The organism is Brachybacterium massiliense, from assembly GCF_900184245.1.
GTDB lineage: Bacteria > Actinomycetota > Actinomycetes > Actinomycetales > Dermabacteraceae > Brachybacterium > Brachybacterium massiliense.
This window is the reverse complement of record NZ_FXXB01000008.1, coordinates 22,552-46,721: the sequence shown is the minus strand read 5'-3', so window position 1 is coordinate 46,721 and position 24,170 is coordinate 22,552. Positions and strand designations below refer to the sequence as shown.

The window sequence follows — 24,170 nt, the reverse complement described above, 5'->3', positions numbered from 1 at the left end:
CCCGAGCGGCACGGCCTCGGTCATGCTAGCTCAGGGCCAGGCGTCGGCGTACAGCGCCCGGGTGTCCGCGAGCAGGATCGGCACGGCTTTGGCGCGCCCGATGATCGGCAGGAAGTTCGCGTCCCCCTGCCAGCGGGGCACCACGTGCTGGTGCAGGTGCGCGGCGATGCCCGCGCCCGCGATCTCGCCCTGGTTCATCCCCAGGTTGAAGCCGGCAGGGCGGGACACCTCGCGGATCACCTGCATCGCGGTGCGGGACAGCTCGGCGACCTCGAGCAGCTCTTCCCGGTCCAGATCGGTGTAGTCGGAGACGTGACGATAGGGGCAGATCAGCAGATGTCCGGCGTTGTACGGATAGAGGTTGAGGATCACGTAGGCGCTCTCGCCGCGGTGGACGATCAGCGCCTCCTCGTCCTGCTTCCCGGGCGCCACGCAGAACGGGCACTGCTGCCCGTCGTGCGGGTCCTTCGGCTTGTTCTCCCCGCCGATGTAGGCCATCCGGTGGGGCGTCCACAGCCGCTCGGTGTCATCGGGGATGCCCGCGAAGCCGCGCGCGTCCTCGAGGGCAGGGGCCGCCGGCCCCGTGCCCTCGGCACCGGGTCCGGCGTGCTCCTGTCCCGTGCTCACACCTGCACCTTGTCGCGGATGGAGGCGACGATCCGCTCGACCGCCTCGTCGACGTCGATGCCGTTGTCCTGGCTGCCGTCGCGCAGGCGGAAGGAGACCGCGCCCTTCTCCTGGTCCTCGCCGCCGGCGATGAGCAGGTAGGGAACCTTCTCCTTGGTGTGGGTGCGGATCTTCTTCTGCATGCGGTCGTCCGAGGAGTCGACCGTGACCCGCACGCCGTGGGCGCGCAGCTTCGCGGCGATCTCCTCGAGGTAGGGCACGTACTCCGCGGCGACCGGGATGCCGACCACCTGGACCGGCGCGAGCCAGACCGGGAAGGCGCCGGCGTAGTGCTCGAGCAGCACGCCGAAGAAGCGCTCGATCGAGCCGAACAGGGCGCGGTGGATCATCACCGGGCGCTGGCGGGAGCCGTCGGAGGCGGTGTACTCGAGCTCGAACAGCTCGGGCTCGAAGAAGTCGAGCTGGATGGTGGACAGCTGCCAGGTGCGGCCGATCGCGTCCTTGGCCTGGACGGAGATCTTGGGACCGTAGAAGGCGGCGCCGCCCGGATCCGGGACCAGCTCGAGGCCGGAGGCGGTGGCGACCTCCTCGAGGGTGCGGGTGGCCTCCTCCCAGGTGGACTCGTCGCCCACGGACTTCTCGGGGTCGCGGGTGGACAGCTCGAGGTAGAAGTCATCCAGCCCGTAGTCCTTGAGCAGGCCCAGGACGAAGTCCAGGGTGCTGGCGATCTCCTCGCGCATCTGCTCGCGGGTGGTGTAGATGTGCGCGTCATCCTGGGTGAAGCCGCGGGCACGGGTCAGGCCATGGACCACGCCGGACTTCTCGTAGCGGTAGACGTGACCGAACTCGAACAGCCGCAGCGGCAGCTCGCGGTAGGAGCGTCCGCGCGAGGAGTAGACCAGGTTGTGCATCGGGCAGTTCATGGGCTTGAGGTAGTAGTCCTGGCCCTGCTTGGTGACGTTGCCGTCCCCGTCCACCTCCTCGTCCACATGCATCGGGGGGTACATGCCCTCGGCGTACCACTCGAGGTGCTTGGAGGTCTCGAAGAGGTTCTTCTTGGTGATGTGCGGGGTGGAGACGAAGGAGTAGCCGGCCTCGACGTGGCGACGGCGGGAGTAGTCCTCCATCTCCATCTTGATCATCGCGCCCTTGGGGTGGAACACGGGCAGGCCGGAGCCGATCTCGTCCGGGAAGGAGAACAGGTCCAGCTCGCTGCCCAGGCGGCGGTGGTCGCGGCGCTCGGCCTCGGCGATCCGCTCCTGGTGGGCGCGCAGCTCCTCCTTGGTGGGCCAGGCGGTGCCGTAGACGCGCTGCAGCATCGGGTTCTTCTCGCTGCCGCGCCAGTAGGCGGCGGCGCTGCGGGTGAGCGCGAAGCCGTTGCCGATCAGCTTGGTGCTGGGCAGATGCGGTCCGCGGCACAGGTCGGTCCAGACCACCTCGCCGCGTCGGTCCACGTTGTCGTACATCGTCAGCCCGCCCTCGCCGACCTCGACGCTCGCGCCCTCGGCCGCGTCGCCGGCGCTGGACTTGAGGCCGATCAGCTCGAGCTTGTACGGCTCCGAGGCCTCCTCGGCGCGCGCGGCGTCGTCGGAGATCTCGCGGCGCACGAAGCGCTGGCCGGACTTGACGATCCGGTTCATCTCCTTCTCGAGCGCCTTGAGCGACTCGGGGGTGAACGGCTCGGCGACGTCGAAGTCGTAGTAGAAGCCGTCGGTGATGGGCGGGCCGATGCCGAGCTTGGCGTCGGGGTTGGTCTTCTGCACCGCCTGGGCGAGGACGTGCGCGGCGCTGTGGCGCAGGATCGACAGGCCGTCGGGGCTGGAGATGTCGACGCCCTCGACGACCTGGCCCGCTGCCAGGGGGGTGTAGAGGTCACGCAGCTCGCCGTCGATCCGCAGGGCGATGATCGAGGCGGTGTCCGCGTAGAGCTCGGTGCCCGTGGTCCCCTCGTCGATGTGCTGGGCTGATCCGTCGAGGGTGATGGCGATCTGGGCCACGGGTTCTCCTTCGTGTTCGGGGCGAGCCGGCCGACGATGCCGGCCCCACCGCAGATGGTATCGGGCATCGCGCCCTGGGGCCGACCCGCCGTGACGGTGCGGGCGGATCCGTGCCCACCGGCGAGGGGGCGCACGGACCGAGCTGTGCGATCCTGTCCCGGCGGCGGGCCGCCGGACCGCCGCCGGATGCTCGGGAGGCGAAGAAGACCCGTCGGCGCAACGGTGCGCGCAGGCGCGCGCCCACCGGACGCCGCGCCGTCCTCGCCGCAGGGCGCGTGGCCCTGCTCACCTCCTGCGACATCGGGCGGCCGACGGGAGGGCCCTCTGCTCCCCCGCCCCCGGATCCCGACGAGCCGCCCGCCGAGGCGGGCCGCTCCCTGGACGAGGCGCGAGAGGTGGTGATCGCCGATGTCTTCGATGCGTGCGATGCCGCGCACCGCTTCGTCGTGGCCGCTCCCGGGATCGTGCACTCCGAGGTCTACGACCCGACGCCCGAGGAGAAGCACGCGTGCGAGACTCCGGTGCCCACCCTGGTGGTCTCCGTGGTGACGCTCGAGGAGATCGGCGCCTCGAGCGCCCAGGAGGTCACGGTGCGCTGAGCCGGCCCGTCCGGGCCCTCGGCCGCCGGGGATCAGGAGCCGCCCGGGATGAGGAAGAGCCCCGGTCCGTGGGGACCGGGGCTCTCCTAGCGGGTGGGCGATACTGGGATCGAACCAGTGACCTCTTCCGTGTCAGGGAAGCGCGCTACCGCTGCGCCAATCGCCCGCAACGCATGCCGTGGGGCTGCGGTGGAGGTGGGTACGGGATTCGAACCCGTGTACACGGCTTTGCAGGCCGTTGCCTAACCACTCGGCCAACCCACCGGGTATGCCTCAGCAATGGAAAAGGCGCTCCCGACGTCTGTCGGATGCGCCGCTCCCAGAGCGGACGACCGGATTCGAACCGGCGACCCTCACCTTGGCAAGGTGATGCTCTACCAACTGAGCTACGTCCGCATGACCGGATCCTCAGATCCTGTCGTGGGCGATACTGGGATCGAACCAGTGACCTCTTCCGTGTGAAGGAAGCGCGCTACCCCTGCGCCAATCGCCCTTTCGGGTCATCCGCTCACCGGAGCGGACTCGAAGAATCCTACACGGGTTCCGAGATGGTTCGTGCCAGATCGAGTGTGACCTGCGTCCCGCCGCCGTCGCAGAACGCCTGCCCCAGCCCCCTTTCGGAGCAACTCGGCGCGCACCACCGCCGCCCGGAGTCGCTTGACATCGCCGGGAGCCACTCGGGGCCACCCGGGATCACCGCAAGCCCCTCGGGGCGACTCCGGGCCGCCGGGAGCATCCCGCCATGCGGCACCGGCGAGCGCACAGCCCCAGGCCGACCCCGCCGGTGACCTCGGACACTGTGGGGCCCCAGCATTTGCGCGCACGCCCGGAAGTGCATATCGTCTTCCCTCGTCGGCATCGCCGATGTGCGGACGTAGCTCAGTTGGTAGAGCATCACCTTGCCAAGGTGAGGGTCGCCGGTTCGAATCCGGTCGTCCGCTCCATCCCCTCCCCCGCGTCCTCGGATGCGACGGGCGATTGGCGCAGCGGTAGCGCGCTTCCCTGACACGGAAGAGGTCACTGGTTCGATCCCAGTATCGCCCACCACGGAAGGCCCCCTCGGAGCATCGAGGGGGCCTTCGTCGTCCCCGGCTGCGGCGCGGGCGTCCGTGCGGTCGGGTTCTCCGCTTCCCGCCGCGGGAGCCGACTACCCTGAGGCCATGCAGATCTGGCCCGGTCAGTCCTATCCCCTGGGTGCCACCTTCGACGGCTCCGGCACCAATTTCGCGCTCTTCTCCGAGATCGCCGAGCGAGTGGAGCTGTGCCTCATCGATGAGGACGGCGGTGAGCGCAGGGTAGAGATCACCGAGGTCGACGCCTACGTATGGCACATCTACCTGCCCTCGGTGCAGCCCGGGCAGCGCTACGGCTTCCGCGTGCACGGCCCCTACGATCCCGCGGCGGGCCACCGCTGCGATCCCTCGAAGCTGCTGCTGGACCCGTACGCCAAGGCGATCGCCGGGATGGCGAGCAACCATCCCTCGCTCTACAGCTACGACTTCGACAGCCCCGAGGAGCGCAACACCGAGGACTCCGGCGAGCACACCATGCACTCCGTGGTGGTCTCCCCCTACTTCGACTGGGGCAACGACCATCCTCCGGCGCACGAGTACCACGACACCGTGATCTACGAGGCCCATGTCAAGGGCCTGACCATGCTCCACCCGGACATCGACGAGAACATCCGCGGCACCTACGTGGCGATGGGGCATCCGGCGATCATCGAGCACCTCAAGGAGCTCGGCGTGACCGCGGTGGAGCTGATGCCGGTGCACCAGTTCGTGCAGGACGGCCACCTGGTCGAGAAGGGGATGCGCAACTACTGGGGCTACAACACGATCGGCTTCTTCGCCCCGCACAACGAGTACTCCTACTCCGGGCAGCTGGGCCAGCAGGTCCAGGAGTTCAAGCAGATGGTCAAGAACCTCCACGAGGCGGATATCGAGGTGATCCTCGATGTGGTCTACAACCACACCGCCGAGGGGAACCATCAGGGCCCCACCCTGTGCTTCCGCGGGATCGACAACGCTGCCTACTACCGGCTGGTGGAGGAGGACAAGGCCCACTACTACGACACCACCGGCACGGGGAACTCGCTGCTGATGCGCACCCCGCACGTGCTGCAGCTGATCATGGACTCGCTGCGCTACTGGGTCACCGAGATGCATGTGGACGGGTTCCGCTTCGACCTGGCCTCGACCCTCGCGCGCGAGCTGCACGAGGTGGACCGGCTCTCGGCCTTCTTCGACATCATCCAGCAGGACCCGGTGATCTCCCAGGTCAAGCTGATCGCCGAGCCCTGGGATCTGGGCGAGGGCGGGTATCAGGTGGGCGGGTTCCCGCCGCTGTGGTCCGAGTGGAACGGGAAGTACCGCGACACCGTGCGGGACTTCCACCGCTCCGAGCCCGGGACGCTGGGCGACTTCACCTCCCGCCTGGCGGGCAGCTCGGACCTGTACCAGCACACCGGCCGCACCCCGATCGCCTCGATCAACTTCGTCACCGCGCATGACGGCTTCACACTGCGGGACCTGGTCTCCTACAACGAGCGCCATAACGAGGCCAACGGGGAGGGCGGCAACGACGGTGAGAGCCACAACCGCTCCTGGAACTCGGGCGCCGAGGGACCCACCGAGGATCGCGAGATCCAGGAGCTGCGGCTGCGGCGGATGAAGAACCTGATGGCCACCCTGCTGCTGAGCCAGGGCGTGCCGATGATCCTGCACGGCGACGAGATGGGACGCACCCAGGACGGCAACAACAACACCTACTGCCAGGACAACGAGCTGTCGTGGGTGGACTGGGAGCTGGACCAGCACCAGATGGAGATGCTCTGGTTCACCCAGGCCGTGATCGCGCTGCGCCGGGACCATCCGATCTTCCGCCGTCGGCGGTTCCTGCAGGGCGTCACCCGCGAGGGCGTTGACTCGGATCTGCCCGATGTCGAGTGGCTGGGCACCGATGGTGCGCTGATGACGGACAGCGCGTGGGAGGACGCGCAGAACAAGTGCCTGACGATGTTCCTCAACGGCTCCGGCATCCCCGAGCCCAACCTGCGCGGCCAGCGCATCGTGGGCGATTCGGCGCTGGTGATGTTCAACGCCTCCGGCAACCCGGTGGATTTCACGCTGCCGCCCGCCGATCACGGTGAGGAGTGGAAGGTGGTGCTGGGCACCGGGGGAACGATCGATGTGGGCTCCGTGCTCGAGGCGGGCAGCACCCTCTCGCGCCCCGGCCATTCTCTGCTGATCATGATGCGCCCGCCGGTGGGCGAGCGCGGTGAGGCCGGCCCGAGCGAGCACGAGGAGCGTCCCGCCCTCGCCTGAACCCCTCCGTCCCGTACCGCGGAAGCGACCAAGGAGTGCACCGAACCGTGAGCATCGATCAAGGCCGCCGGAGCCCGGCGGCACGCCCCGACTCCCCCACCACCGCCGCGCTTCCCGTGATCCGCCCGGTGCCGACCTCGACCTACCGCCTCCAGCTGCACGCGGGCTTCACCGCCGACGATGCCGCGGCGGTGGTCCCCTATCTCGCACGGCTCGGGGCGGGGCACCTGTTCTGCTCGCCCGTCCTCCAGGCCGCTCCGGGATCGATGCACGGGTACGACGTGGTCGATCATTCCCGGATCGGGGAGGAGATCGGGGGTGAGGCCGCGCTGCGGCGCCTGGCGGAGACCGCCCACGCGCACGGCCTGGGCCTGGTCGTGGACGTGGTCCCCAACCACATGGCGATCCCCACCCCGATCTGGCACAACCGCGCGCTGTGGTCGGTGCTGCGGGACGGCCCCGGCTCGCCATATGCCGACTGGTTCGATCTGGACCCCTCCGCGGAGCTGTCGATCCTGGTGCCGGTGCTGGGACGGCCCATCGGCGCGGTCCTGGCCGACGGGGAGATCACCGTGGGCCGTGAGGAGGTCCCGCAGCAGGACGGCACCCGCGTCACCGAGACGGTGGTGCGCTACTACGACCATGTGCTGCCCGTGGCTGCGGGCACCGAGCATCTGGGACTGGCAGACCTGCTGGATCGGCAGTGGTACCGCCTGGCGTACTGGAAGGTCTCGGACGAGGAGCTGAACTATCGGCGCTTCTTCGACGTGGACACGCTCGCGGGCCTCCAGGTGGAGCTGCCTCACGTGTTCTCCGCGACGCACGAGACGCTGCTGAGGCTGCAGGGCGAGGGCGTGATCGACGGCTACCGCATCGATCATCCGGACGGCCTCGCCGACCCGCGCGGCTATCTGCGCGATCTGGAGGAGGCCACCGGCGGGGCCTGGACCGTGGTGGAGAAGATCCTCGAGGGCGAGGAGCAGCTGCCCGGGGACTTCCCGTGCGCGGGCACCACCGGGTACGACGCGCTGTGGCGGGTGGGCGGCCTGTTCCATGACCCGTACGGCGCGATCGGGCTGACCCATCTGTGGCAGCGCCGCACCGGCGATCTGCGCCCCTTCGCGGAGGTGGCGACGGAGTCCACGGACCAGATCATCTCCACCAGCCTCTGGGCGGAGATCGAACGGCTCACCGCCCTGCTCCATCGCATCTGCCAGGAGGACATCCGCCTGCGGGACACCACGCGCCGCAACCTCCAGCGCGCGCTGGTCGCGCTGCTGGGATCGATGGACCGCTACCGCGCCTACATCGTGCCCGGCGAGCCGGCTCCCGGCGCGGAGCGGGAGGTGATCGAGGAGGCCGCTGCCCGGGCACGGGTGCGCCTGGGTGAGGACGAGGACGTCGTCTCCACGCTCGAGATCGTGGTCGCCCTGGTGTGCGGGGACGAGGTGGGCAGCGCCGGCCGCACCCGCAGCGCGGAGCGGGACGAGGTGGTGGTGCGCTTCGCGCAGACCTGCGGGCCCGTCCATGCCAAGGGTCTCGAGGACACCGCGTTCTACCGCTACACCCGCTTCCTGGCGGTCAACGAGGTGGGGGCGGATCCGGATCGGATCGGGGTCGAGCCGGATCAGCTGCACGATCACGCCCTGACGATGGTGCGCACGCGGCCGGACTCGATGACGACGCTGTCCACCCATGACACCAAGCGCAGCGAGGACGTGCGGGCCAGGCTCGCCGTGCTCACCGAGCAGCCGCTCGCGTGGGCGCTGGTGGTGCAGGACCTCGACCGGGCCACCGCCGAGCACCGCGGCGACCGGGTGGACGGGGCGATCGAACTGCTGCTGTGGCAGACCCTCGCCGGCTGCTGGGAGCTGCCCGGCTCGGGCGCCGCGCCCCTGACCGCGGAGCGGCTCGAGGGGTATCTGCTCAAGGCGATGCGCGAGGCGAAGACCCACACCAGCTGGACCGCGCAGGATGCGGAGTACGAGCAGCAGGTGCTCGGCCTCGCCCGGGCCGCGCTCGCCTCCGAGGAGGTCGCGGGCATCCTCGAGGGGTGGACGCGGCGCACCGCCGCCGCGCAGCGCAGCGCGATCCTGGGGCAGAAGCTCGTGCAGCTGACGATGCCGGGCGTGCCGGACGTCTACCAGGGCAACGAGACGATCGACCTCTCGCTGGTGGATCCGGACAACCGCCGCCCCGTGGACCATGCCGCGCATCGGGACCGGCTGGCCCGGATGATCGATGGCGCCGGACCCGACGGCATCGGCGACGAGAAGCTCTGGCTCACCCATCGCGCGCTGGTGCTGCGGCGCGAGCGACCCGAGCTGTTCCAGGGGCGCGAGGCGAGCTACCGCCCGCTGCCCACCACCACAGGCCATGCCCTCGCCTTCGGGCGAGGGCGCGGAGAGGGAGAGCTCGAGGTGGTCACGGTGGTCACGCGCCTCGCGCACGGGCTCGCCCAGCGCGGCGGCTGGGGCGAGAGCTGGATCGCCCTGCCCGAGGGGCGGTGGCGCGATGTGCTCACCGGGACGGAGCTGCCGGGCGGTCAGGTGCCGCTCAGCGAGCTGCTGGAGCAGTGGCCGGTGGCGCTCCTGGTGCGCCTCGGCACGGACGAGGAGCGACGATGACCGGCCCCTCCCAGACCTCCGCGCCGCGCCCGTCGGCCCGTGACCACGGGCGCTTCGCGCTGTGGGCGCCGGCCGCCCGGCGCGTGAGCATCCGCGTGGACGGGACCGTGCACGAGATGCTCTCCGGGGAGGGCGGCTGGTTCGAGCTGCCGGACGTCCCGGCCCGCCCGGGCGCCCGCTACGCCTTCCGGCTCGATGACGAGGAGCTGTGGCTGCCCGATCCCCGCTCCCTCTCGCAGCCGGACGGGGTGCACGGCGAGAGCGAGGTGGCCGATCCGCGCGCGCTCGCCGAAGAGCCCGGCTGGTCAGGACGCTCTCTGCGCGGCGCCGTGCTGTACGAGCTGCACATCGGCACGTTCACGCCCGGCCCGGACGGCCGGGGCGGCACTTTCGACTCCGCGATCGAGCGGCTCGACGAGCTGGTCGACCTCGGGGTGGACGCGATCGAGCTGCTGCCGGTGGCGACCTTCCCCGGCGAGCGCGGCTGGGGCTATGACGGGGTGGGGCTGTACGCCGTCCACAGCGCCTACGGCGGGCCGGCCGGTCTAGCACGCTTCGTGCAGGCCGCGCATCGGCGGGGCCTGGCGGTGCTGCTGGACGTGGTGCACAACCATCTGGGGCCCGACGGGAACTACCTGAGCCGCTTCGGGCCGTACTTCACCACGGAGCATGAGACGCCGTGGGGCGCGGCGGTGAACCTCGATCAGCCCGGGTCCCGCGAGGTGCGCGACTTCCTGCTGGGCAGCGCCCGCCAATGGCTCGTGGATCTGGGCCTGGACGGGCTGCGCCTGGACGCGGTGCACGAGCTGCGCGACGACTCCGAGACTCCTTTTCTGGCCGAGCTCTCCGACGCCGTCGCGCAGTGGAGCGCCCAGGTGGGGCGCCCGCTGACCCTGATCGCGGAATCGGACCGCAACCAGCCCGCGACCGTCTCCCCCACCCGGGCGGGCGGTCTCGGGATGGACATGCAGTGGGCCGACGACGTCCACCACGGCGTGCATGCGTGGATCACCGGCGAGCGCGAGGGCTATTACGGGGACTTCGGCAGCGCCGAGGTGCTCCGGGCCGTGCTCGAGGAGGTGTTCTTGCACGCGGGCACCTACTCCTCCTTCCGGGGGCAGGTGTGGGGCGCACCGGTGGATCCCGCTTCGGCGCACTATGACGCGCACTCCTTCGTGACCTTCCTGCAGAACCACGACCAGGTGGGCAACCGCGCCACCGGGGACCGGGTCCACCATGGCCTCGCGCCGGGACAGCACGCCGCCGCGAGCGCCCTGATCCTGCTGGGCCCGGGCACGCCGATGCTGTTCCAGGGCGAGGAGTGGGCGGCATCGACCCCCTTCGCGTTCTTCACCGATCATGACGAGGAGCTGGGCCGGCTGGTCAGCGCCGGGCGGGCGAAGGAGTTCGCGGCGATGGGATGGGGGCAGAGAGTCCCGGACCCGCAGGAGCGCTCCACCTTCGAGTCCTCGATCCTGCGCTGGTCCGAGCGTGAGCGGGCCGAGCATGCGCGGATGCTCGAGTGGTACCGCACCCTGATCGCGCTGCGGCGCGCGGAGGCGGACCTGCGTGACGGGGATCTTCGCGCCGTCCGGGTGGAGGTGCTCGCCGAGGAGACGGTCCTGCTGCATCGCGGAGGCCTGGCCGTGCTCGCCCATCGCGGGCCGGGCCCGCTGCGGGAGGGACCGCGCGCCGAGCAGGTGCTGGCGTCGTTCGGCGAGATCACGCAGGGCGCGCACGGGCGGCTAAGTCTCGAGGGGCCCGGCGCGGTGGTGCTCCGCCCTGCGGCGAGCGTCTGAGCGCCTCGCTCAGGAGGCGGCGTCGGCCGTTCCCGCGCGCAGCAGCAGGCGCCCGTCGTTCGCGAGCGAGGCGAGGCGGGAGAGGCAGCGCAGGTACTTCTTGCGGTACCCGCTGCGCAGCAGCTCCGGGGAGAACAGGTCCTCGAGCACGCCGGAGCCGTCCTGCGCGGCGTTCTCGCCGTCTGCGGCGAGGGAGACCAGCATGGGCACCTCGCGGTCGTAGAGACGGTCCACGAGCACCACGAAGCGCAGCGCGTCATGGTGGTGGGTCAGTCCGTGCATGCCCGTGAGGTGCGCGGCGGTGACCTCGTCGATCAGGGCGCCGTAGCGGGAGGGGTGGACCGCCACGAGATGCTTCAGCAGCGGATCGAAGCGGTCCAGGGTGGCGTCCGGCATCGTCTGGGCATGCGCCTGGACCTCGGGGGCGGGCAGCGCCGCGATCTCCGTGACGCCGTCGCGCCGGCGATAGTCCTCGCCGTCGATCCGCAGCACCTGGAAGCGCTCGGCCATCGCCTGGATCTCGCGCAGGAAGTCCTGGGCGGCGAAGCGCCCCTCGCCGAGCGCATCGGGCAGGGTGTTGGAGGTCGCCACGATCGCCACGCCCCGGTCGGACAGCTCCCGGATCAGGCGGGTCATCAGCAGCGTGTCGCCGGGGTCGTCGAGCTCGAACTCGTCGATGCACACCAGCTGCGACTCCCCCAGCAGGTCCACGGCCTTCTGGAAGCCGAGCGCCCCCACCAGGTCGGTGTACTCCACGAAGGTGCCGTACACCCGCTTGCCCTCGACCTCGTGGAAGAGGGAGGTGAGCAGGTGGGTCTTGCCCACGCCGAAGCCGCCGTCGAGGTAGATGCCGCGCGCCGGCTCGCTGCGGCGGCGCAGCCGGGACAGCAGCCCTCCGCGGGGCCTGCCGAGCTGGGCCGCGAACTCGGTGATCCGCTGCTTGGCCTCCTCCTGCGAGGGGTGCGCGGGATCGGGGACGTAGTTGTCCAGCCGCGCCTCGGCGAACCGGGGCGGGGGCACCAGATCCGCGAGCAGACGCTCGAGGGAGGGTTCCGGCCGGCGGTCGCAGAGTGCATCGGTCACGCCGGTCAGTGTAGGGGGCCGCGCCCCCGGGGCGGCCGGTTCGCCCGGGAGGGGCCGGTGCGCGATGATCGAGGCCACATCCTGCTCCTCGTCCCGACCGGGAGGTCCGCCGTGCACCTGCTGATGCGCGAGGGCGCGGTGCTGCCCGCGCCGCTGCCCGTGACCGCCGACGCCGAGGGCGCGCGGCTCCTCGCGGATGTGTACGCCGTCCAGCTGCCGCCGAGCGGGGCCCATGTGCGGGCGATGATGAACACCACCATCGACGGGGCGATCGTCGGGGCGGACGGGACCAGCGGCACCCTGCGCAATCCCGACGACTCCTTCGTCTTCGACGTGCTGCGCGCGCTGACGGACGTGGTCCTGGTGGGCGCGGAGACGGTGCGCACCGAGGACTACCGCCGGCCGCTGGGGCGCGCCGATCTGCTGACCCCGTCGCGGCGGCCCGGCGGCGCGCAGCGCCCGGCGCTGGCGATCTGGTCGCGCACCGGCGAGCTGCCGCCCACGATCGAGCCCGACTGGCCGACGTACCTGATCACCCCTCCGGGCGAGGCGCGCCTCGCCGCCGAGCGCGCAGGCGTCCCCGAGGCGCAGGTGATCATCGCCGACGGGCCCGCGGCTGCGGTGCGGGGTCTGGCCGAGCGCGGGCTGCGCGCGATCCAGGCCGAGGGCGGACCCTCGGCGCTGGGGCGCCTGGCCTCGGCGGGTCTGCTGGACGAGCTGTGCTTCTCGACCACGCACCGCAGCGTGGGCGGCGACTCCTCACGGGTGGTGCGCGGCGAGGCCCATGAGCTGTCCTGGTCCCTGGCCTCGCTGGTGGTGGGCCAGCACGCCACCATCGCTCGTCACGTGCGCCGCTGAGCCCGGCCGCGCACCGCGGCGAGCGGGCAGCTCTCAGAGGCGCAGGCCGATGGACCCCTCGAGCGCGCGGGCGGCGGGATCCCGCACCGGCACCTCGAGACCCCCCTCGGGCGCCTCGAGATCGAGCACCCGCACCAGGTAGTCGGCCAGGATCCGCTCGTAGCGGACCGGGTCGCGGTTCCATTCGCGCGTGTGCGAGGCGCCCTCGAAGGGCTCGAACTCGATGAGGTCGGGGCGCATCGCGGCGATCTGCCGGCTCGGCTCGGGCGGGACGGTCTCGTCGTCCAGCGCATGGAACAGCAGCGTGGGATGGGCGAGATGCTCGGCGTAGTACACCGGAGTCATCTCATGCAGGGCCAGAGGCTCGTGCAGGCGCACCATGCGGGCCCCGAACTGGGAGGTCATCATCCACAGCGCGAGCCGGCGCATCGGTGCCGGAGCGCGCAGCGAGGTGGCGTGATGGATCAGGATGTCCTGCCAGTCCACGGCCGGGGAGTCCAGCACCAGCGCGGCGATGCGGTCGCGATGCTTCGAGCGCACCGAGGTGCGCAGGGCGATGCCGCCGCCCATCGACCAGCCCACCAGCACGATGCGTCGTGCGCCGCGCGCGACCGCCTCGTCGATCGCCGCCTCGGTGTCCTCCCATTCGGCCGAGCCGAGATGATGCATCCGATCCGCGGAGGCCGGGGCGCCGACGTCGTTGCGGTAGGTGATCGTGAGGCTGGTCAGTCCCAGCCGGTGCAGCAGCGGGATGATCCGCAGCGCCTCGCCGCGGGCCGAACCGTGCCCGTGGATGAGGATCGCCCAGGTGTCCGAGACCCCCTCCGCGGAGCCCTCGGCGGGATCGGGGCGCACCAGCCAGGCCGGCATCCGTCCCACCGGGGAGTCGACCTCGATCTCCTCGGTGGGCAGCCCGTGGGCCGTCTCGGGCGTGCCCGCCCAGAAGAAGCCGTTGCTCGCGGCGCGGGCCACCTCGAGCGGCTGATCGGTGTCCACCGCCAGCAGGGGGCGCGAGACCGTGGTCGGGGTGGGGCGTCCCTGCACCGGTCCCAGGCGCACGTGCACCGCACCGCCCGCCTGGCGCAGCGCCAGCAGACCTCCGCGGCGGGTGACCTTGCTGTCATCGAGGTGGACCCGGTCCTCGTGGACCGCCCGCACGGTGACGTCGGGCCGGCCGCGCACGCTCTCCCGCGGCACCAGCGGCAGGCGCGCCATCACCCGTGCGCCCACGGTCAGCAGCCCTCCGCTGAGCGCGAACATGGACGCCGCGCCGAGGGCTCCGTACACCGCCACCTCGGGCCAACGGGCCTGGTCAGGTCGGTGAGGGCGGGGGAAGGTGCGGCGCTGGAGAGAGCGTTCCGAGCGGGTCCGGGAGGAGTCACGCGTCATGCCGTCCATCCTAGTGGCGCGATAGGATCGAGCCTGTGAACAGCTCGTTCTCCCTCACCTGACGAGCGGCTGGTCCGTTCGCACGAGCGGCGCCGGGAGGCGTCGCAGAATCGGAGGCTCCCTGATGTCCACCGACCCCATCGGTTCCCGTCCCTACCCCCTGACCATCAGCGATCTCGAGTGGCGCGAGCGCCTCTCCCCCGCCGAGTACCAGGTGCTGCGACAGGGCGGCACCGAGCGTCCCGGGACCGGAGAGTACGAGGAGGTGCGCCCTGCCGGCACGTACGCGTGCAAGGGATGCGGCGCCGAGCTCTTCACCGCCTCCACCCAGTTCGATGCGCACTGCGGCTGGCCCGCCTTCTACGCGCCGACGGACTCGGACGCGGTCGAGCTGCTCGAGGATACCTCGCTGGGGATGCGGCGCATCGAGGTGCGCTGCGCGGCCTGCGGCTCGCACCTGGGCCACGTGTTCGAGGGCGAGGGCTTCCCCACCCCGACCGACCAGCGCTACTGCATCAACTCGATCAGCCTGGTCCACAGCGACGACGCCCCCGCGCAGGATGCCCCCGCGCAGGACGCCCCCGGGCGCTGAGACCGGCCCCTCGGGGCCTCCTCGGCGCGCCTGACGGGTGCGCGCTCGGTGCGCCGATAGCCTCCCTGCGTGTCCGTCCATCGAATCCGCTCCGGCGACGACACCTTCCGTGCCGCCGTCGATGCCATGACCCGCACTCCGCAGCGCCAGGAGTTCACCTGGCGCACCATTCCCGCGCCCTCCCGCATGGCGCCCTCGACCTGGGCCTGCACCGGGGAGATCGTGGTGCACGAGGACGAGCTCGCCTCGGGGCGCCTGGTGATCCTGCACGATCCTGCCGGGCAGGAGTCGTGGGATGGCACGTACCGGATGGTCGCGCTGGTCCAGGCGCAGCTCGAGGCCGAGTTCGCGATCGAGTCGATGCTCGGCGATGTGGCCTGGTCCTGGGTCACCGAGTCGCTCGAGCTGCACGGGGCCGAGGCCCGGGAGCTGGGCTGCACCGCGACCCGTGTGGTCTCCCAGTCCTACGGCGCGCTCGCCTCGCGTCCCTCGACCGTGGACGTCGAGATGCGGGTCTCGTGGACACCTGAGCCGCCGGAGACACCCGAGCCACCGGAGCCGTCCGTGTCGTCACAGGCCTCCGAGCCGTCGGCGCATCCCGGGGCGCATGCGACGACGGGCGCTCTCGCCCCCGGCCAGCTCCCGGTTCGCTCCGACGAGGCGCCGGAGATCGATCTGGGTCCCCACTTCGCGGCCTGGACGGCGATGCTCGCGGCCGCGGGCGGCCTGCCCCCGGCCCCGCCGCGGATCGCACCTATCGCGCCCACCCACCGTGCCAGGGCCCCGCGCACCGAGAGCGCCGGTGAGGCCCGGTGACGGATTCGCCCGAGATCACCGACCTCGCAGCGCCCCGGGACGGGCTGGTCGCTGTGTTCGATCGGCTCCAGCCGCTGCTGGCCTGGTGCGAGGCAGCGGCCTCCGCCCCGGACGAGCCCGTCGCGGTCGATGCCGAGCGCGCCTCCAGCTATCGCTACAGCTCCCGCGCCTACCTGGTGCAGCTGCGCACCGAGGCGGCGGGCACCGCGCTGATCGACCCGCTGGCCTTCCCGATGCCGGGGAGCCTGGCCACGCTGCTGGGCGAGCGGGAGTGGGTGCTGCACGCCGCGGGGCAGGACCTGCCGAGCCTCGCGCAGCTGGGGCTGCACCCCGGTGCCCTGTTCGACACCGAGCTGGCCGCGCGGCTGCTGGGCATGGACCGGGTGGGGCTCGGTGCGGTCGTCGAGGACACCCTGGGGCTGCGCCTGGCCAAGGAGCACTCCGCGGCGGACTGGTCGCGCCGCCCGCTGCCCGAGGGGTGGCTCAGCTACGCGGCGCTCGATGTCGAGGTGCTGGTCGAGGTGCGCGACGTGCTCCTCGAACGGCTGCGGGAGGCCGGCAAGGAGGACTGGGCCCGGCAGGAGTTCGAGCACGAGCGCACCCGCGAGCACGGACCCACCCGCTCCTCGAGCTGGCGCGGCCTGCACGGGCTGGGCGCGCTGCGCTCCACCCGCCAGCTCGCCGCCGCACGGGAGATGTGGACCCGCCGCGATGAGATCGCGAGCGCCGAGGATCTGTCCCCGCACCGTGTGATCAAGGATCGTGACATCGTCGCCGCCGCGAAGGAGGCGCCCCGCGGCCGGGAGGCCTTCGACCGGGCGCTGCCGGCGAAAATGCGCCGCAAGGACATGTGGTGGCAGGCGGCCCGGTCCGGGATCGAGCTGCCGGACGCGCATCTGCCCGAGCGCAGCGAGCGATCCTATCCGCCGCCGCACAAGCTGTGGTCCAAGAAGTATCCCGAGGTCGCCGAGCGCTACCAGCTGGTGCGCACCGCCGTCGGGGAGCGGGCGGAGGATCTGGAGATGCCACCGGAGAACCTGCTGCAGCCGGCGCTGCTGCGCCGCTGGGTGTGGGAGCACGAGCAGGCCCCTGCGGAGCCGGTGATCGGCGAGCAGCTGAGCGAGCTCGGTGCTCGCCCCTGGCAGGTGGAGCAGAGCGCCCCGGTGATCCACCGGGCCCTCACCGAGCAGGCCTGACCCCACCCGGCCCGGCGCGGTCAGAACCGCCCCGGGAGGGCTCGCCCCGACCCGGGGCGGTCACGTCCCGAACAGGGCGGGTTCAGTCCCGTCCGGGCCGCGCCATGAACGGTGCGTCGGCCGCCCGCAGCCGCTCCTGCGCCGGCGCTCCCCCGCTGCGCACAGCCTGTAGCGCCAGCAGCGCCGAGACGGTGGTGCCGTTGGTGATCCGTCCTTCGAGCACCGCGGTGACCGCGTCCGCGAGCGGCACCCAGTGCGGGACCAGCTCGGCCTCCTCATCGGTGCGCTCGAACTCCTCGTCGCTGGCGCGCACCCCGGAGGCGAGGTACACGCGGATCACCTCATCCAGCCCGCCCGGGCTGGGGCGCAGGTCCAGGAGGGTCTGCATCCGCTCGGGCACGTACCCGGTCTCCTCGGCGAGCTCGCGGGCCGCGGCCAGGTGCGGGGCCTCGCCGTCCAGATCGAGCAGGCCTGCGGGGATCTCCCACAGGCTGTGGCCCACGGGGTGGCGGTACTGACGGATCATCAGCACCCGGTCCGCATCGTCCACCGCGAGCACGGCCACCGCGCCGGTGTGCCAGACGTACTCGCGGTCGAAGCGCACGCCCTCGGCGAAGTCGACGGTGTCGCGGACCAGGTCCCACACCATCCCCTCGTGCAGGACGGTGCGGGCGGCGACGGGGCGCTGCCCCGGGAGGTCCCGCAGGGAGGGTCCTGCCTGGGCATGCTCCCAGGGGGCGGAGTGCTGGGTCATCGGATCAGTCCTGGAGGGCAGGGGGCTCAGCGGCCGCTGCGGTGTCGGCGGCATCGGGCGTGACCTCGAGCAGGCGGGTCGCCTTCTGCAGCTCGACGGCCGTGCCGATCAGCCCGGCGAACAGGGGGTGGGCGCGAGTGGGGCGGGACTTCAGCTCGGGGTGAGCCTGGGTGCCGAGATAGAAGGGATGCACCGCGGGATCGAGCTCGACGAACTCGATCAGGCTGTGGCCGTCCTCGAGCTGGGAGGTGCCGGAGATGCGCATCCCGGCGCGGGCGAGCTGCTCGCGGTAGGCGCCGTTGACCTCGTAGCGGTGACGGTGGCGCTCGGAGACCCGGGTGGTGCCGTAGACGTCGGCCGCGAGGGAGCCCTCGGCGAGGAGGTGATCGTAGGAGCCGAGCCGCATGGTGCCGCCCAGGTCGCCCTGCCCGCCCACGATCTGCTCCTGCTCGGCCATGGTCGCGATCACCGGGTGGGCGGTCGCGGGATCGAACTCGGTCGAGTGCGCCTCGGCGAGTCCGAGCTCGTGGCGGGCATACTCGATCACCATCGACTGCATCCCGAGGCAGAGCCCCAGGGTGGGGATCCGGTGGAGGCGCGCGTGGCGCAGCGCGCCGATCTTCCCGTCGACGCCGCGCACCCCGAACCCGCCGGGCACCACGATCGCGTCGACGTCGCGCAGCTGCTCGGCGGCGCCGTCCTCGCTCGCGCACAGGTCCGCCTCGACCCAGCGCAGCGTCACCGCGGCACTGTGGTGGAAGCCGCCGGCGCGCAGCGCCTCGGTGACGGAGAGGTAGGCGTCGGGCAGGTCCACATACTTGCCCACCACCGCGACCTCGACCCGGTAGGCGGGGCGGCGCACGCGGCGCAGCAGCTCCTCCCACTGGGTCCAGTCCACATCGTGGCTGAGCAGGTCCAGGCGACGGATCACGTAGGCGTCGAGGCCCTCGCCGTGCAGCACCAGCGGGATCTCGTAGATCGAGGGGGCGTCGGCGCAGGTGACCACCGCATCGAGGTCCACATCGCACATCGAGGAGATCTTCGACTTCACCGAGGCGGGCAGCTCGCGGTCGCTGCGCAGCACGATCGCATCGGGCTGGATGCCGATCGAGCGCAGCGCGGCGACGGAGTGCTGGGTGGGCTTGGTCTTCAGCTCCTGGGAGGGGCCGATGAAGGGCACCAGGGAGACGTGCACGAAGAACACGTTCTCGCGGCCCACGTCCTGGCGCACCTGGCGCGCGGCCTCGAGGAACGGCTGGGACTCGATATCGCCCACGGTCCCGCCGATCTCGGTGATGATCACATCGATGTCCTCACCGGCCTGGGAGCGCATCGACTCCTTGATCGCGTCGGTGATGTGCGGGATCACCTGCACGGTGTCGCCGAGGTACTCGCCGCGCCGCTCGCGGGCGATCACGCCCGCGTACACCTGGCCGGTGGTGACGTTCGCGCGGGCGCTGAGGTCCTCGTCGAGGAAGCGCTCGTAATGGCCGATGTCGAGATCGGTCTCCGCGCCGTCCTCGGTGACGAACACCTCGCCGTGCTGGAAGGGGTCCATGGTGCCCGGGTCCACGTTGAGGTACGGGTCCAGCTTCTGCATCGTCACGCGCAGTCCGCGGCTGCGCAGGAGCATGCCCAGCGAGGATGCTGTCAGCCCCTTGCCCAGGCTCGAGACGACTCCGCCGGTGACGAAGATGTGCTTGGTGGTGCCTGGGTTCCGGAAGGGCTTGGCCGCTGCGGCCGCCCCGATCCGAGGGAGGGTGCCGGTGCCGGTCGGGGACGAGGTGCTCGCGTTGGTATCTGCCACGGATTGTCAACCTACCACCGGTGGGCCGCGGGGGCGAGCACCTCATCGAGCTGTGCGAGCAGTTCCGGGGCTGTGGGCAGGGCGGATGCCCGGCGCAACGAGGCCTGCTCCGCGGCGTGGCGCGCTGCGGGATCGCGCAGCGCGGTGATCGCGGCGGCCAGCGCGGCGGGATCGCCCACGGGGAGCAGGTGGGCGGCGTCGCCGGTGACCCAGCGGGTGCCCCCCGCATCGGTCGCCACGATCGCCCGGCCGGCGCGCAGCGCCTCCTGCAGGGAGACGGGCTGTCCCTCCCAGTGCGCGGCGGAGACCACCAGGTCGCTGGCGGCCAGCAGGGCGGGGACGTCCTCTCGCCGGCCCAGCAGCTCCACGGGCAGCCGCTCGTCGCGCACCCGCCGGGCGAGCTCCTCGTGCAGGGGTCCGTCGCCCGCGACACGGATCCGCACACCGGCGGAGGTGCCGAGCAGCGCGGCGGCGTCCAGGAGGTCGTGCAGGCCCTTCTGCGGGGCGAGACGGGCGATCACGAGCGCCTCGAGGAGGGCGGGATCGTCCACGTGCCGCGGGGGCGCGATCGTCCACGTGCCGCGGGGGCGCGACAGCGGCGTCCTGGGCGGGCGTGTCGTGGGCGGGCGCGGGGATGATCGCGTGGTGCACCTCGCGGGCGCCGGCCGCGCGCGCCGCCTCGGCGAGATCCGGGGAGACGGCGAGGACGGCATCGGCGCCGCGGGCCAGCACGCGCAGCAGCACCGCGCCCACGGCGCGGGTGGCGCGGGAGCCGACGGTGCGGTTGTGGAGGGTGACCACCAGGCGGTGCCTGCCGTGGCCGGGCATCGCGGCGGCGGCGAGCGCCCCGGCGCGCAGCCCATGGGCGTGGAGGGTGACGGGCTCGAGGGCGGTGGCGAGCATCCGGCGCAGGGTGCGCACGGTGCGCAGGTCCTCGAGCGGATCGGGTCGCTCGCGGATCCGCACCGGGGCCTCGGCGACCTCCCATCCCGCAGCGGTGAGCAGCGCGAGCTCGTGGTCGACGTGCGCGGCCAGCCCGCCGCTCGCGGCGGGGCGCACGAGCACCACGCTCACGGCACGGACCTCACCACTCCGTAGCGTCCGGCGCGCAGCCTGCGCACCGCCCGGCGGGTCAGCTCGGGGTCCGCCGCGGCCATCAGCGCGGTCGAGAGCACGGCGGCGACCAGGCCGCAGAGGATCCCGACCAGCACGGAGCCCACCTCGCCCAGGTCGGCGGTGGTGAGCTGGCGTCCCAGCAGCAGCCCCGGGACTCCGCCCCCCAGCAGGGCGAGGGGGACGAACAGGGCGGTGCGTCGCACCGCGCCCAGGTGGCCCCCGGGCTCGAGCACGTCCGCGATCCGCGACAGGCCCACCAGGCCGGCCAGCGCCATGCCCACCGCCATCGACAGGCCGAAGGCCGTGGAGGCCTCCGCGGAGGAGCGCTCGGGGCTGGGCAGTACGGTGATCAGGATCACCACGCCGGCGATCAGCCAGCCCACGGAGCCGACGAGCAGCGCGTCACGGGCCCGCAGCGCGGCGGCGAGGATGCGGGTGCACTGGGTGGCCACGGCGAAGCCCACCAGGCCGAGCGCGAGGCCCGCGGTGGTGGAGCCGACGCCGCTGGCGCCCGAGCGGTCGATCTGGCGGAAGAACTGCTCGAGGGCGGGCCCGGCGGCCAGCAGCATCGAGGCGCCCACCACGGACACGGCCATGACGGTGCGCACCGATGCCGCGGCGATCTTCGCGAACCCGGAGCGGTCCCCCACCAGTCGCAGCTCGGACAGGTGCGGGAACACCGAGGTCACCAGCGGCACCACCAGCACCGCGTAGGGCAGCAGGTACAGGGCCTGCGCGTACTGGAACACCGGCAGGGTGCCCACGCCGCCGGCGCGCATCGCCAGCACCATCACCAGGGCGAGCACGGCCTGCTGGGCGCCCACGGCACCCAGACCGGCTCCTCCCAGGGCGAGGGCGCGGCGGCCGTAGCCGGCCGGCATCCGCAGCGCCGGGCGCAGGCGCAGTCCCGAGCGCAGGGAGACGATCAGCACCGGCAGCACCATCATCGCCACACCGCCCGTGGTGCCCCAGCCCAGCCACCACACGGCGGACTGCTCGATGGTGGTGGCGGTCGCGACGGGCGGCACCAGGTGGGCGTAGACGCGATAGGCGATCATCACGGTCAGCGAGGACAGCAGCGGCATCATCGCGGGCCAGAGGAAGCGCTTGCGGGCCTGCAGGTAGGCGGCCAGCACGACGGACAGCCCGTACAGCGGCAGCTGGAGGGCGAAGATGCGCAGCAGCGTGGCGCCGAGCGGCACGCCGGCGGTGCCGGGATTCTCGGCGGCCAGCAGCAGCTGGGACAGCGGGGAGGCGAGGGCGATCACCAGCACCGCGAGCAGCCCGGTGCCCAGCAGCGTCCAGGTCAGCAGCACCGAGATGATCCGGTCAGCGAGCGCGGCGCCGTCGGCCGTGCCGGGGGCGGCCGTCGGGGTGCGCAGGTCCTCGACCTGGCGCGGGTCGAGCGTCTCCTCGGAGACGACGTGGTCGTCGGGATCCCCCTCCGGGACGAGCCCGGCGATGAGGGGCACCACCACGGCGGCGAGCACGCCCCCGGCGGCGACCTCGAAGAGCACGTTGGGGAGCATGTTGGTGGTGGTGTAGGCGGTGCCCACGTCCCCTGCGCCGACGCTCGCGCCGAACACCAGGTAGCGCACGAACCCGGCGATCCGGGCGAACACGGTCACCAGCAGGATGATCCCGGCGCCGCGCAGCACGGAGCGGGCGATTCCGCCGCGGCGGCGCTGAGCGGCCTGCGCCTCTCCGGCAGGGAGGCGGCTCATCGTCCCTCCCCCTCGGAGGCCGTGCGCGGCGGCGCGGTCGGGGCAGGGCGGCGCCCGAGCCGGTCCAGGGCGCGCAGGGCCGGGGTTCGCTCGATGACGGCGCTGAAGCTGACCTTCTCGCTCGCGAGGGTGAGCGCGACCACGCCGCCCAGCAGGCCGATCCGGGCGGGTGCGGGCAGCAGGCGCGTCGCGGCGGTGCCGACGGCGGCCCCGAGCACGTTCGCGCCGGCGTCGCCGAGCATCCCGCGCTCGCGCAGATCGGCGGGCAGGGCGACCAGCCCCGGCAGCAGCGCGGCCTGCGCCAGGCGGTGGCCGGTCTCGGCGCGGGGCGTCGCGGGGCGGGCCAGCATCAGCAGGGCCGCCGACGGCAGCACCGCCTTGAGAGCGCGGCCGGGCCGCAGGTCCAGCAGGTTCGCGAGGTTCGCGCTCCCGGCCACCAGGGCGGCGTCGGCGAGCACCATCGCGCCGCCGCGGGGCGCGGGCCCGGCGGCGGCGCCGGCGAGGCAGAGCAGCGGGATGCCGAGCGCCTTGGCCGCGCCGGTGGTAAGGCGCCCGCCGCGCAGCGCTCCGAGATGGCCGCGCAGCCCCTTGGAGACGGGGAGGCCGGCGCGGCGCTGACGGGGCTCGAGCAGGTCGTCGACCAGTCCCAGCGCGCCGATCCCGGCGAGCGTCAGGGTCTCCGAGGCTCTGCCGGTGCGGGCGGCGAGGGCCACGGTCCCGGCGACCACGAGCGCGCCTTCGGCGAGGCTGACGCTGCGGCCGGAGAAGTTGGTGCGTCGCAGCTCGGCGCGCAGTGCGCCGCTCATCCTTCTCCCCCGCCGTCGGAGGGCTGCGGCACGCCCTCGAGGTCCGGCATCTGGTCGTTCAGGCTCTCGGTCTCGGGCAGTGCGGGCAGCCGCTGCTCGGCATCGCCCGTGGTGCCGTAAGCGCCGGAGCCGCCGCGGGTCTGCTCGATCAGCGCGAGGACGGACAGCAGCGGCCCGTCGGGCTCCTGGAGACGGTCGGTGGTCGAGAGCGCCTCGAAGCCGCCGTCACCGCGCACGGTGCGCAGCACGCCGGTGGAGGCGTCGTTCCGGGGGGTCGCGGCGGAGACCACCGCGGGCAGGTGGGTGCCGTCGAGCACGCCGAGCAGGCTGGTCTGGGAGGCGAGCAGGGCCTGGGCGCGCTCGGTGGCGACGAGCTCGTCCTCGTTCTCGTCGGCGAGCTCCTCCGGGGCGGCGCTGGCGTAGATCACGCCGTCCACCGGGGAGGGGGCCGGGCCGTCCACGCTGACCAGCTGGTGGTCGATGAGCACCTGCCACACCTGGGAGCGCAGCTCGGGGGTCAGGCCGTCGTCGGCCTCGCGGTGCAGCAGCGCCGGGACGACGGCGGAGAGCCGCTCGGAGTCGGTCAGCTGATCCTCCGGGCCCGCCGGCAGCACCACCGGGGCGATGCCTCGGATCTCCTGGACGGCCTGGGAGCGGGCCTCGGCGGTGTCCGGTGCCCACAGCGCGGGCAGCAGGTCGATCCGTGCCGACGATTCCACGCCCGCGTCGGTCAGCAGCTCGAGGATGCGCTCGACGCCGGGCCGGGTGGAGCTGTCATCGGTGAGCACCACGATGCGACGTCCCTCGAGGGTGCCCTCGACGAGCTCCGGGCCGAGCTCGGCCACGAAGGTGGACAGCTGGTCGTTCCTCGCCGAGAGCTCCTCCTTCTCGCCGCGCAGCTGCTCCTGCTCGGTGCGCAGCTGCTCGACCTGGCCGGCGAGCTGGTCGCCGAGGTTCTCGCGCAGCGGTCCGGCGCCGAGCACGATGCCCACGGCCAGTGCCAGGAACACGGAGATCAGCGAGACGAGGTGGTATCGGAAATCGATCACGGGGT

Annotated in this window: 18 protein-coding genes, 6 tRNA genes and 1 pseudogene; 10 read left to right on the top strand and 15 right to left on the bottom strand. The window is 72.4% G+C overall.

Going from position 1 to position 24,170, the window contains the following annotated elements:
• Positions 1 to 30: 30 nt before the first annotated feature.
• Positions 31 to 627, bottom strand: coding sequence for an HIT family protein (locus BN4251_RS10185; RefSeq protein ID WP_087485017.1), 597 nt, complete (start codon positions 625 to 627; stop codon positions 31 to 33).
• Positions 624 to 2,624, bottom strand: coding sequence for a threonine--tRNA ligase (thrS, locus tag BN4251_RS10180; RefSeq protein ID WP_087485016.1), 2,001 nt, complete (start codon positions 2,622 to 2,624; stop codon positions 624 to 626). Before thrS ends, BN4251_RS10185 begins: the two co-directional genes overlap by 4 nt.
• A gap of 110 nt (positions 2,625 to 2,734) precedes the next feature.
• Between thrS and BN4251_RS10175 the strand changes: the two genes are divergently transcribed.
• Positions 2,735 to 3,223 carry a hypothetical protein gene (locus BN4251_RS10175; protein WP_087485015.1) on the top strand — a complete coding sequence of 163 codons (489 nt, stop codon included), beginning with the start codon at positions 2,735 to 2,737 and terminating at the stop codon, positions 3,221 to 3,223.
• A 94-nt stretch (positions 3,224 to 3,317) separates the two neighbouring features.
• Here the strand turns inward: BN4251_RS10175 and BN4251_RS10170 are convergent.
• The 4 genes from BN4251_RS10170 to BN4251_RS10155 all read right to left on the bottom strand — a co-directional run bounded on the left by BN4251_RS10170 (position 3,318) and on the right by BN4251_RS10155 (position 3,716).
• Positions 3,318 to 3,389 (bottom strand) — tRNA-Val (locus BN4251_RS10170).
• A gap of 24 nt (positions 3,390 to 3,413) precedes the next feature.
• Positions 3,414 to 3,487 (bottom strand) — tRNA-Cys (locus BN4251_RS10165).
• A 59-nt stretch (positions 3,488 to 3,546) separates the two neighbouring features.
• Positions 3,547 to 3,619: transfer RNA gene (locus tag BN4251_RS10160), tRNA-Gly, on the bottom strand.
• A gap of 25 nt (positions 3,620 to 3,644) precedes the next feature.
• A tRNA-Val gene (locus BN4251_RS10155) sits at positions 3,645 to 3,716 on the bottom strand.
• A 375-nt stretch (positions 3,717 to 4,091) separates the two neighbouring features.
• Here BN4251_RS10155 and BN4251_RS10150 point away from each other — a divergent pair.
• From BN4251_RS10150 to treZ, 5 genes are all read left to right on the top strand, one after another.
• A tRNA-Gly gene (locus BN4251_RS10150) sits at positions 4,092 to 4,167 on the top strand.
• Between the two features lie 28 nt (positions 4,168 to 4,195).
• Positions 4,196 to 4,270, top strand: a tRNA-Val gene (locus BN4251_RS10145).
• A 113-nt stretch (positions 4,271 to 4,383) separates the two neighbouring features.
• Positions 4,384 to 6,549 (top strand): glycogen debranching protein GlgX, encoded by a 2,166-nt coding sequence (gene glgX / locus BN4251_RS10140; protein ID WP_087485014.1) that lies wholly within the window; start codon positions 4,384 to 4,386, stop codon positions 6,547 to 6,549.
• 47 nt (positions 6,550 to 6,596) lie between these two features.
• Positions 6,597 to 9,176 carry a malto-oligosyltrehalose synthase gene (gene treY / locus BN4251_RS10135; RefSeq protein ID WP_087485013.1) on the top strand — a complete coding sequence of 860 codons (2,580 nt, stop codon included), beginning with the start codon at positions 6,597 to 6,599 and terminating at the stop codon, positions 9,174 to 9,176.
• Entirely contained in the window at positions 9,173 to 10,975 is a 1,803-nt protein-coding gene (gene treZ / locus BN4251_RS10130; protein ID WP_087485012.1) for a malto-oligosyltrehalose trehalohydrolase, read from the top strand. The genes treY and treZ overlap by 4 nt, the downstream gene beginning before the upstream one ends.
• Positions 10,976 to 10,984: 9 nt before the next feature.
• Here the strand turns inward: treZ and zapE are convergent, their stop codons facing one another.
• On the bottom strand, positions 10,985 to 12,058 hold the full coding sequence (zapE, locus tag BN4251_RS10125) for a cell division protein ZapE (protein ID WP_087485011.1): 1,074 nt from the start codon (positions 12,056 to 12,058) through the stop codon (positions 10,985 to 10,987).
• Positions 12,059 to 12,115: 57 nt separating this feature from the next.
• Here zapE and BN4251_RS10120 point away from each other — a divergent pair, with 57 nt between their 5' ends.
• Positions 12,116 to 12,916: a dihydrofolate reductase family protein gene (locus BN4251_RS10120; RefSeq protein ID WP_245810289.1), complete on the top strand. Its 801-nt coding sequence runs from the start codon at positions 12,116 to 12,118 to the stop codon at positions 12,914 to 12,916.
• Between the two features lie 33 nt (positions 12,917 to 12,949).
• Here BN4251_RS10120 and BN4251_RS10115 read toward each other — a convergent pair whose 3' ends face one another.
• Entirely contained in the window at positions 12,950 to 14,305 is a 1,356-nt protein-coding gene (locus BN4251_RS10115; protein WP_087485010.1) for an alpha/beta hydrolase family protein, read from the bottom strand.
• A 124-nt stretch (positions 14,306 to 14,429) separates the two neighbouring features.
• On the opposite strand from BN4251_RS10115, the gene msrB reads away from it, so the two are divergent.
• The 3 genes from msrB (at position 14,430) to BN4251_RS10100 (ending at position 16,909) form a co-directional block, all read left to right on the top strand.
• The gene (gene msrB, locus BN4251_RS10110) at positions 14,430 to 14,897 is read left to right on the top strand and encodes a peptide-methionine (R)-S-oxide reductase MsrB (RefSeq protein WP_087485009.1); all 468 of its coding nucleotides are present in this window, start codon (positions 14,430 to 14,432) and stop codon (positions 14,895 to 14,897) included.
• Between the two features lie 69 nt (positions 14,898 to 14,966).
• Complete coding sequence (locus tag BN4251_RS10105; protein WP_087485008.1) at positions 14,967 to 15,713, top strand: DUF3000 family protein; 747 nt, start codon at positions 14,967 to 14,969, stop codon at positions 15,711 to 15,713.
• Positions 15,710 to 16,909: a ribonuclease D gene (locus BN4251_RS10100; protein ID WP_087485007.1), complete on the top strand. Its 1,200-nt coding sequence runs from the start codon at positions 15,710 to 15,712 to the stop codon at positions 16,907 to 16,909. Before BN4251_RS10105 ends, BN4251_RS10100 begins: the two co-directional genes overlap by 4 nt.
• A gap of 82 nt (positions 16,910 to 16,991) precedes the next feature.
• Here BN4251_RS10100 and BN4251_RS10095 read toward each other — a convergent pair whose 3' ends face one another.
• From BN4251_RS10095 to BN4251_RS10070, 7 genes and pseudogenes are all read right to left on the bottom strand, one after another.
• Entirely contained in the window at positions 16,992 to 17,663 is a 672-nt protein-coding gene (locus BN4251_RS10095; RefSeq protein WP_087485006.1) for an NUDIX domain-containing protein, read from the bottom strand.
• A gap of 4 nt (positions 17,664 to 17,667) precedes the next feature.
• The gene (locus tag BN4251_RS10090) at positions 17,668 to 19,413 is read right to left on the bottom strand and encodes a CTP synthase (RefSeq protein WP_245810414.1); all 1,746 of its coding nucleotides are present in this window, start codon (positions 19,411 to 19,413) and stop codon (positions 17,668 to 17,670) included.
• Positions 19,414 to 19,481: 68 nt separating this feature from the next.
• Positions 19,482 to 20,021 carry a glycosyltransferase gene (locus tag BN4251_RS18720; protein WP_245810288.1) on the bottom strand — a complete coding sequence of 180 codons (540 nt, stop codon included), beginning with the start codon at positions 20,019 to 20,021 and terminating at the stop codon, positions 19,482 to 19,484.
• A gap of 139 nt (positions 20,022 to 20,160) precedes the next feature.
• A pseudogene (locus tag BN4251_RS18715) lies at positions 20,161 to 20,535 on the bottom strand (glycosyltransferase); the annotation flags it as partial.
• A gap of 5 nt (positions 20,536 to 20,540) precedes the next feature.
• Entirely contained in the window at positions 20,541 to 22,310 is a 1,770-nt protein-coding gene (murJ, locus tag BN4251_RS10080) for a murein biosynthesis integral membrane protein MurJ (RefSeq protein WP_087485004.1), read from the bottom strand.
• Positions 22,307 to 23,116 (bottom strand): hypothetical protein, encoded by an 810-nt coding sequence (locus tag BN4251_RS10075; RefSeq protein WP_087485003.1) that lies wholly within the window; start codon positions 23,114 to 23,116, stop codon positions 22,307 to 22,309. The genes murJ and BN4251_RS10075 overlap by 4 nt, the downstream gene beginning before the upstream one ends.
• Positions 23,113 to 24,165, bottom strand: coding sequence for a copper transporter (locus BN4251_RS10070; protein ID WP_087485002.1), 1,053 nt, complete (start codon positions 24,163 to 24,165; stop codon positions 23,113 to 23,115). The genes BN4251_RS10075 and BN4251_RS10070 overlap by 4 nt, the downstream gene beginning before the upstream one ends.
• Between the last annotated feature and the right edge of the window lie 5 nt (positions 24,166 to 24,170).

Excerpts from the sequence above, each read along its gene's own strand:
- treZ (WP_087485012.1), top strand. The coding sequence starts at position 9,173 with ATGACCGGCCCCTCCCAGACCTCCGCGCCGCGCCCGTCGGCCCGTGAC.
- BN4251_RS10095 (WP_087485006.1), bottom strand. The coding sequence starts at position 17,663 with ATGACCCAGCACTCCGCCCCCTGGGAGCATGCCCAGGCAGGACCCTCC.
- murJ (WP_087485004.1), bottom strand. The coding sequence starts at position 22,310 with ATGAGCCGCCTCCCTGCCGGAGAGGCGCAGGCCGCTCAGCGCCGCCGC.
- msrB (WP_087485009.1), top strand. The coding sequence starts at position 14,430 with ATGTCCACCGACCCCATCGGTTCCCGTCCCTACCCCCTGACCATCAGC.
- glgX (WP_087485014.1), top strand. The coding sequence starts at position 4,384 with ATGCAGATCTGGCCCGGTCAGTCCTATCCCCTGGGTGCCACCTTCGAC.
- BN4251_RS10075 (WP_087485003.1), bottom strand. The coding sequence starts at position 23,116 with ATGAGCGGCGCACTGCGCGCCGAGCTGCGACGCACCAACTTCTCCGGC.
- BN4251_RS10115 (WP_087485010.1), bottom strand. The coding sequence starts at position 14,305 with ATGACGCGTGACTCCTCCCGGACCCGCTCGGAACGCTCTCTCCAGCGC.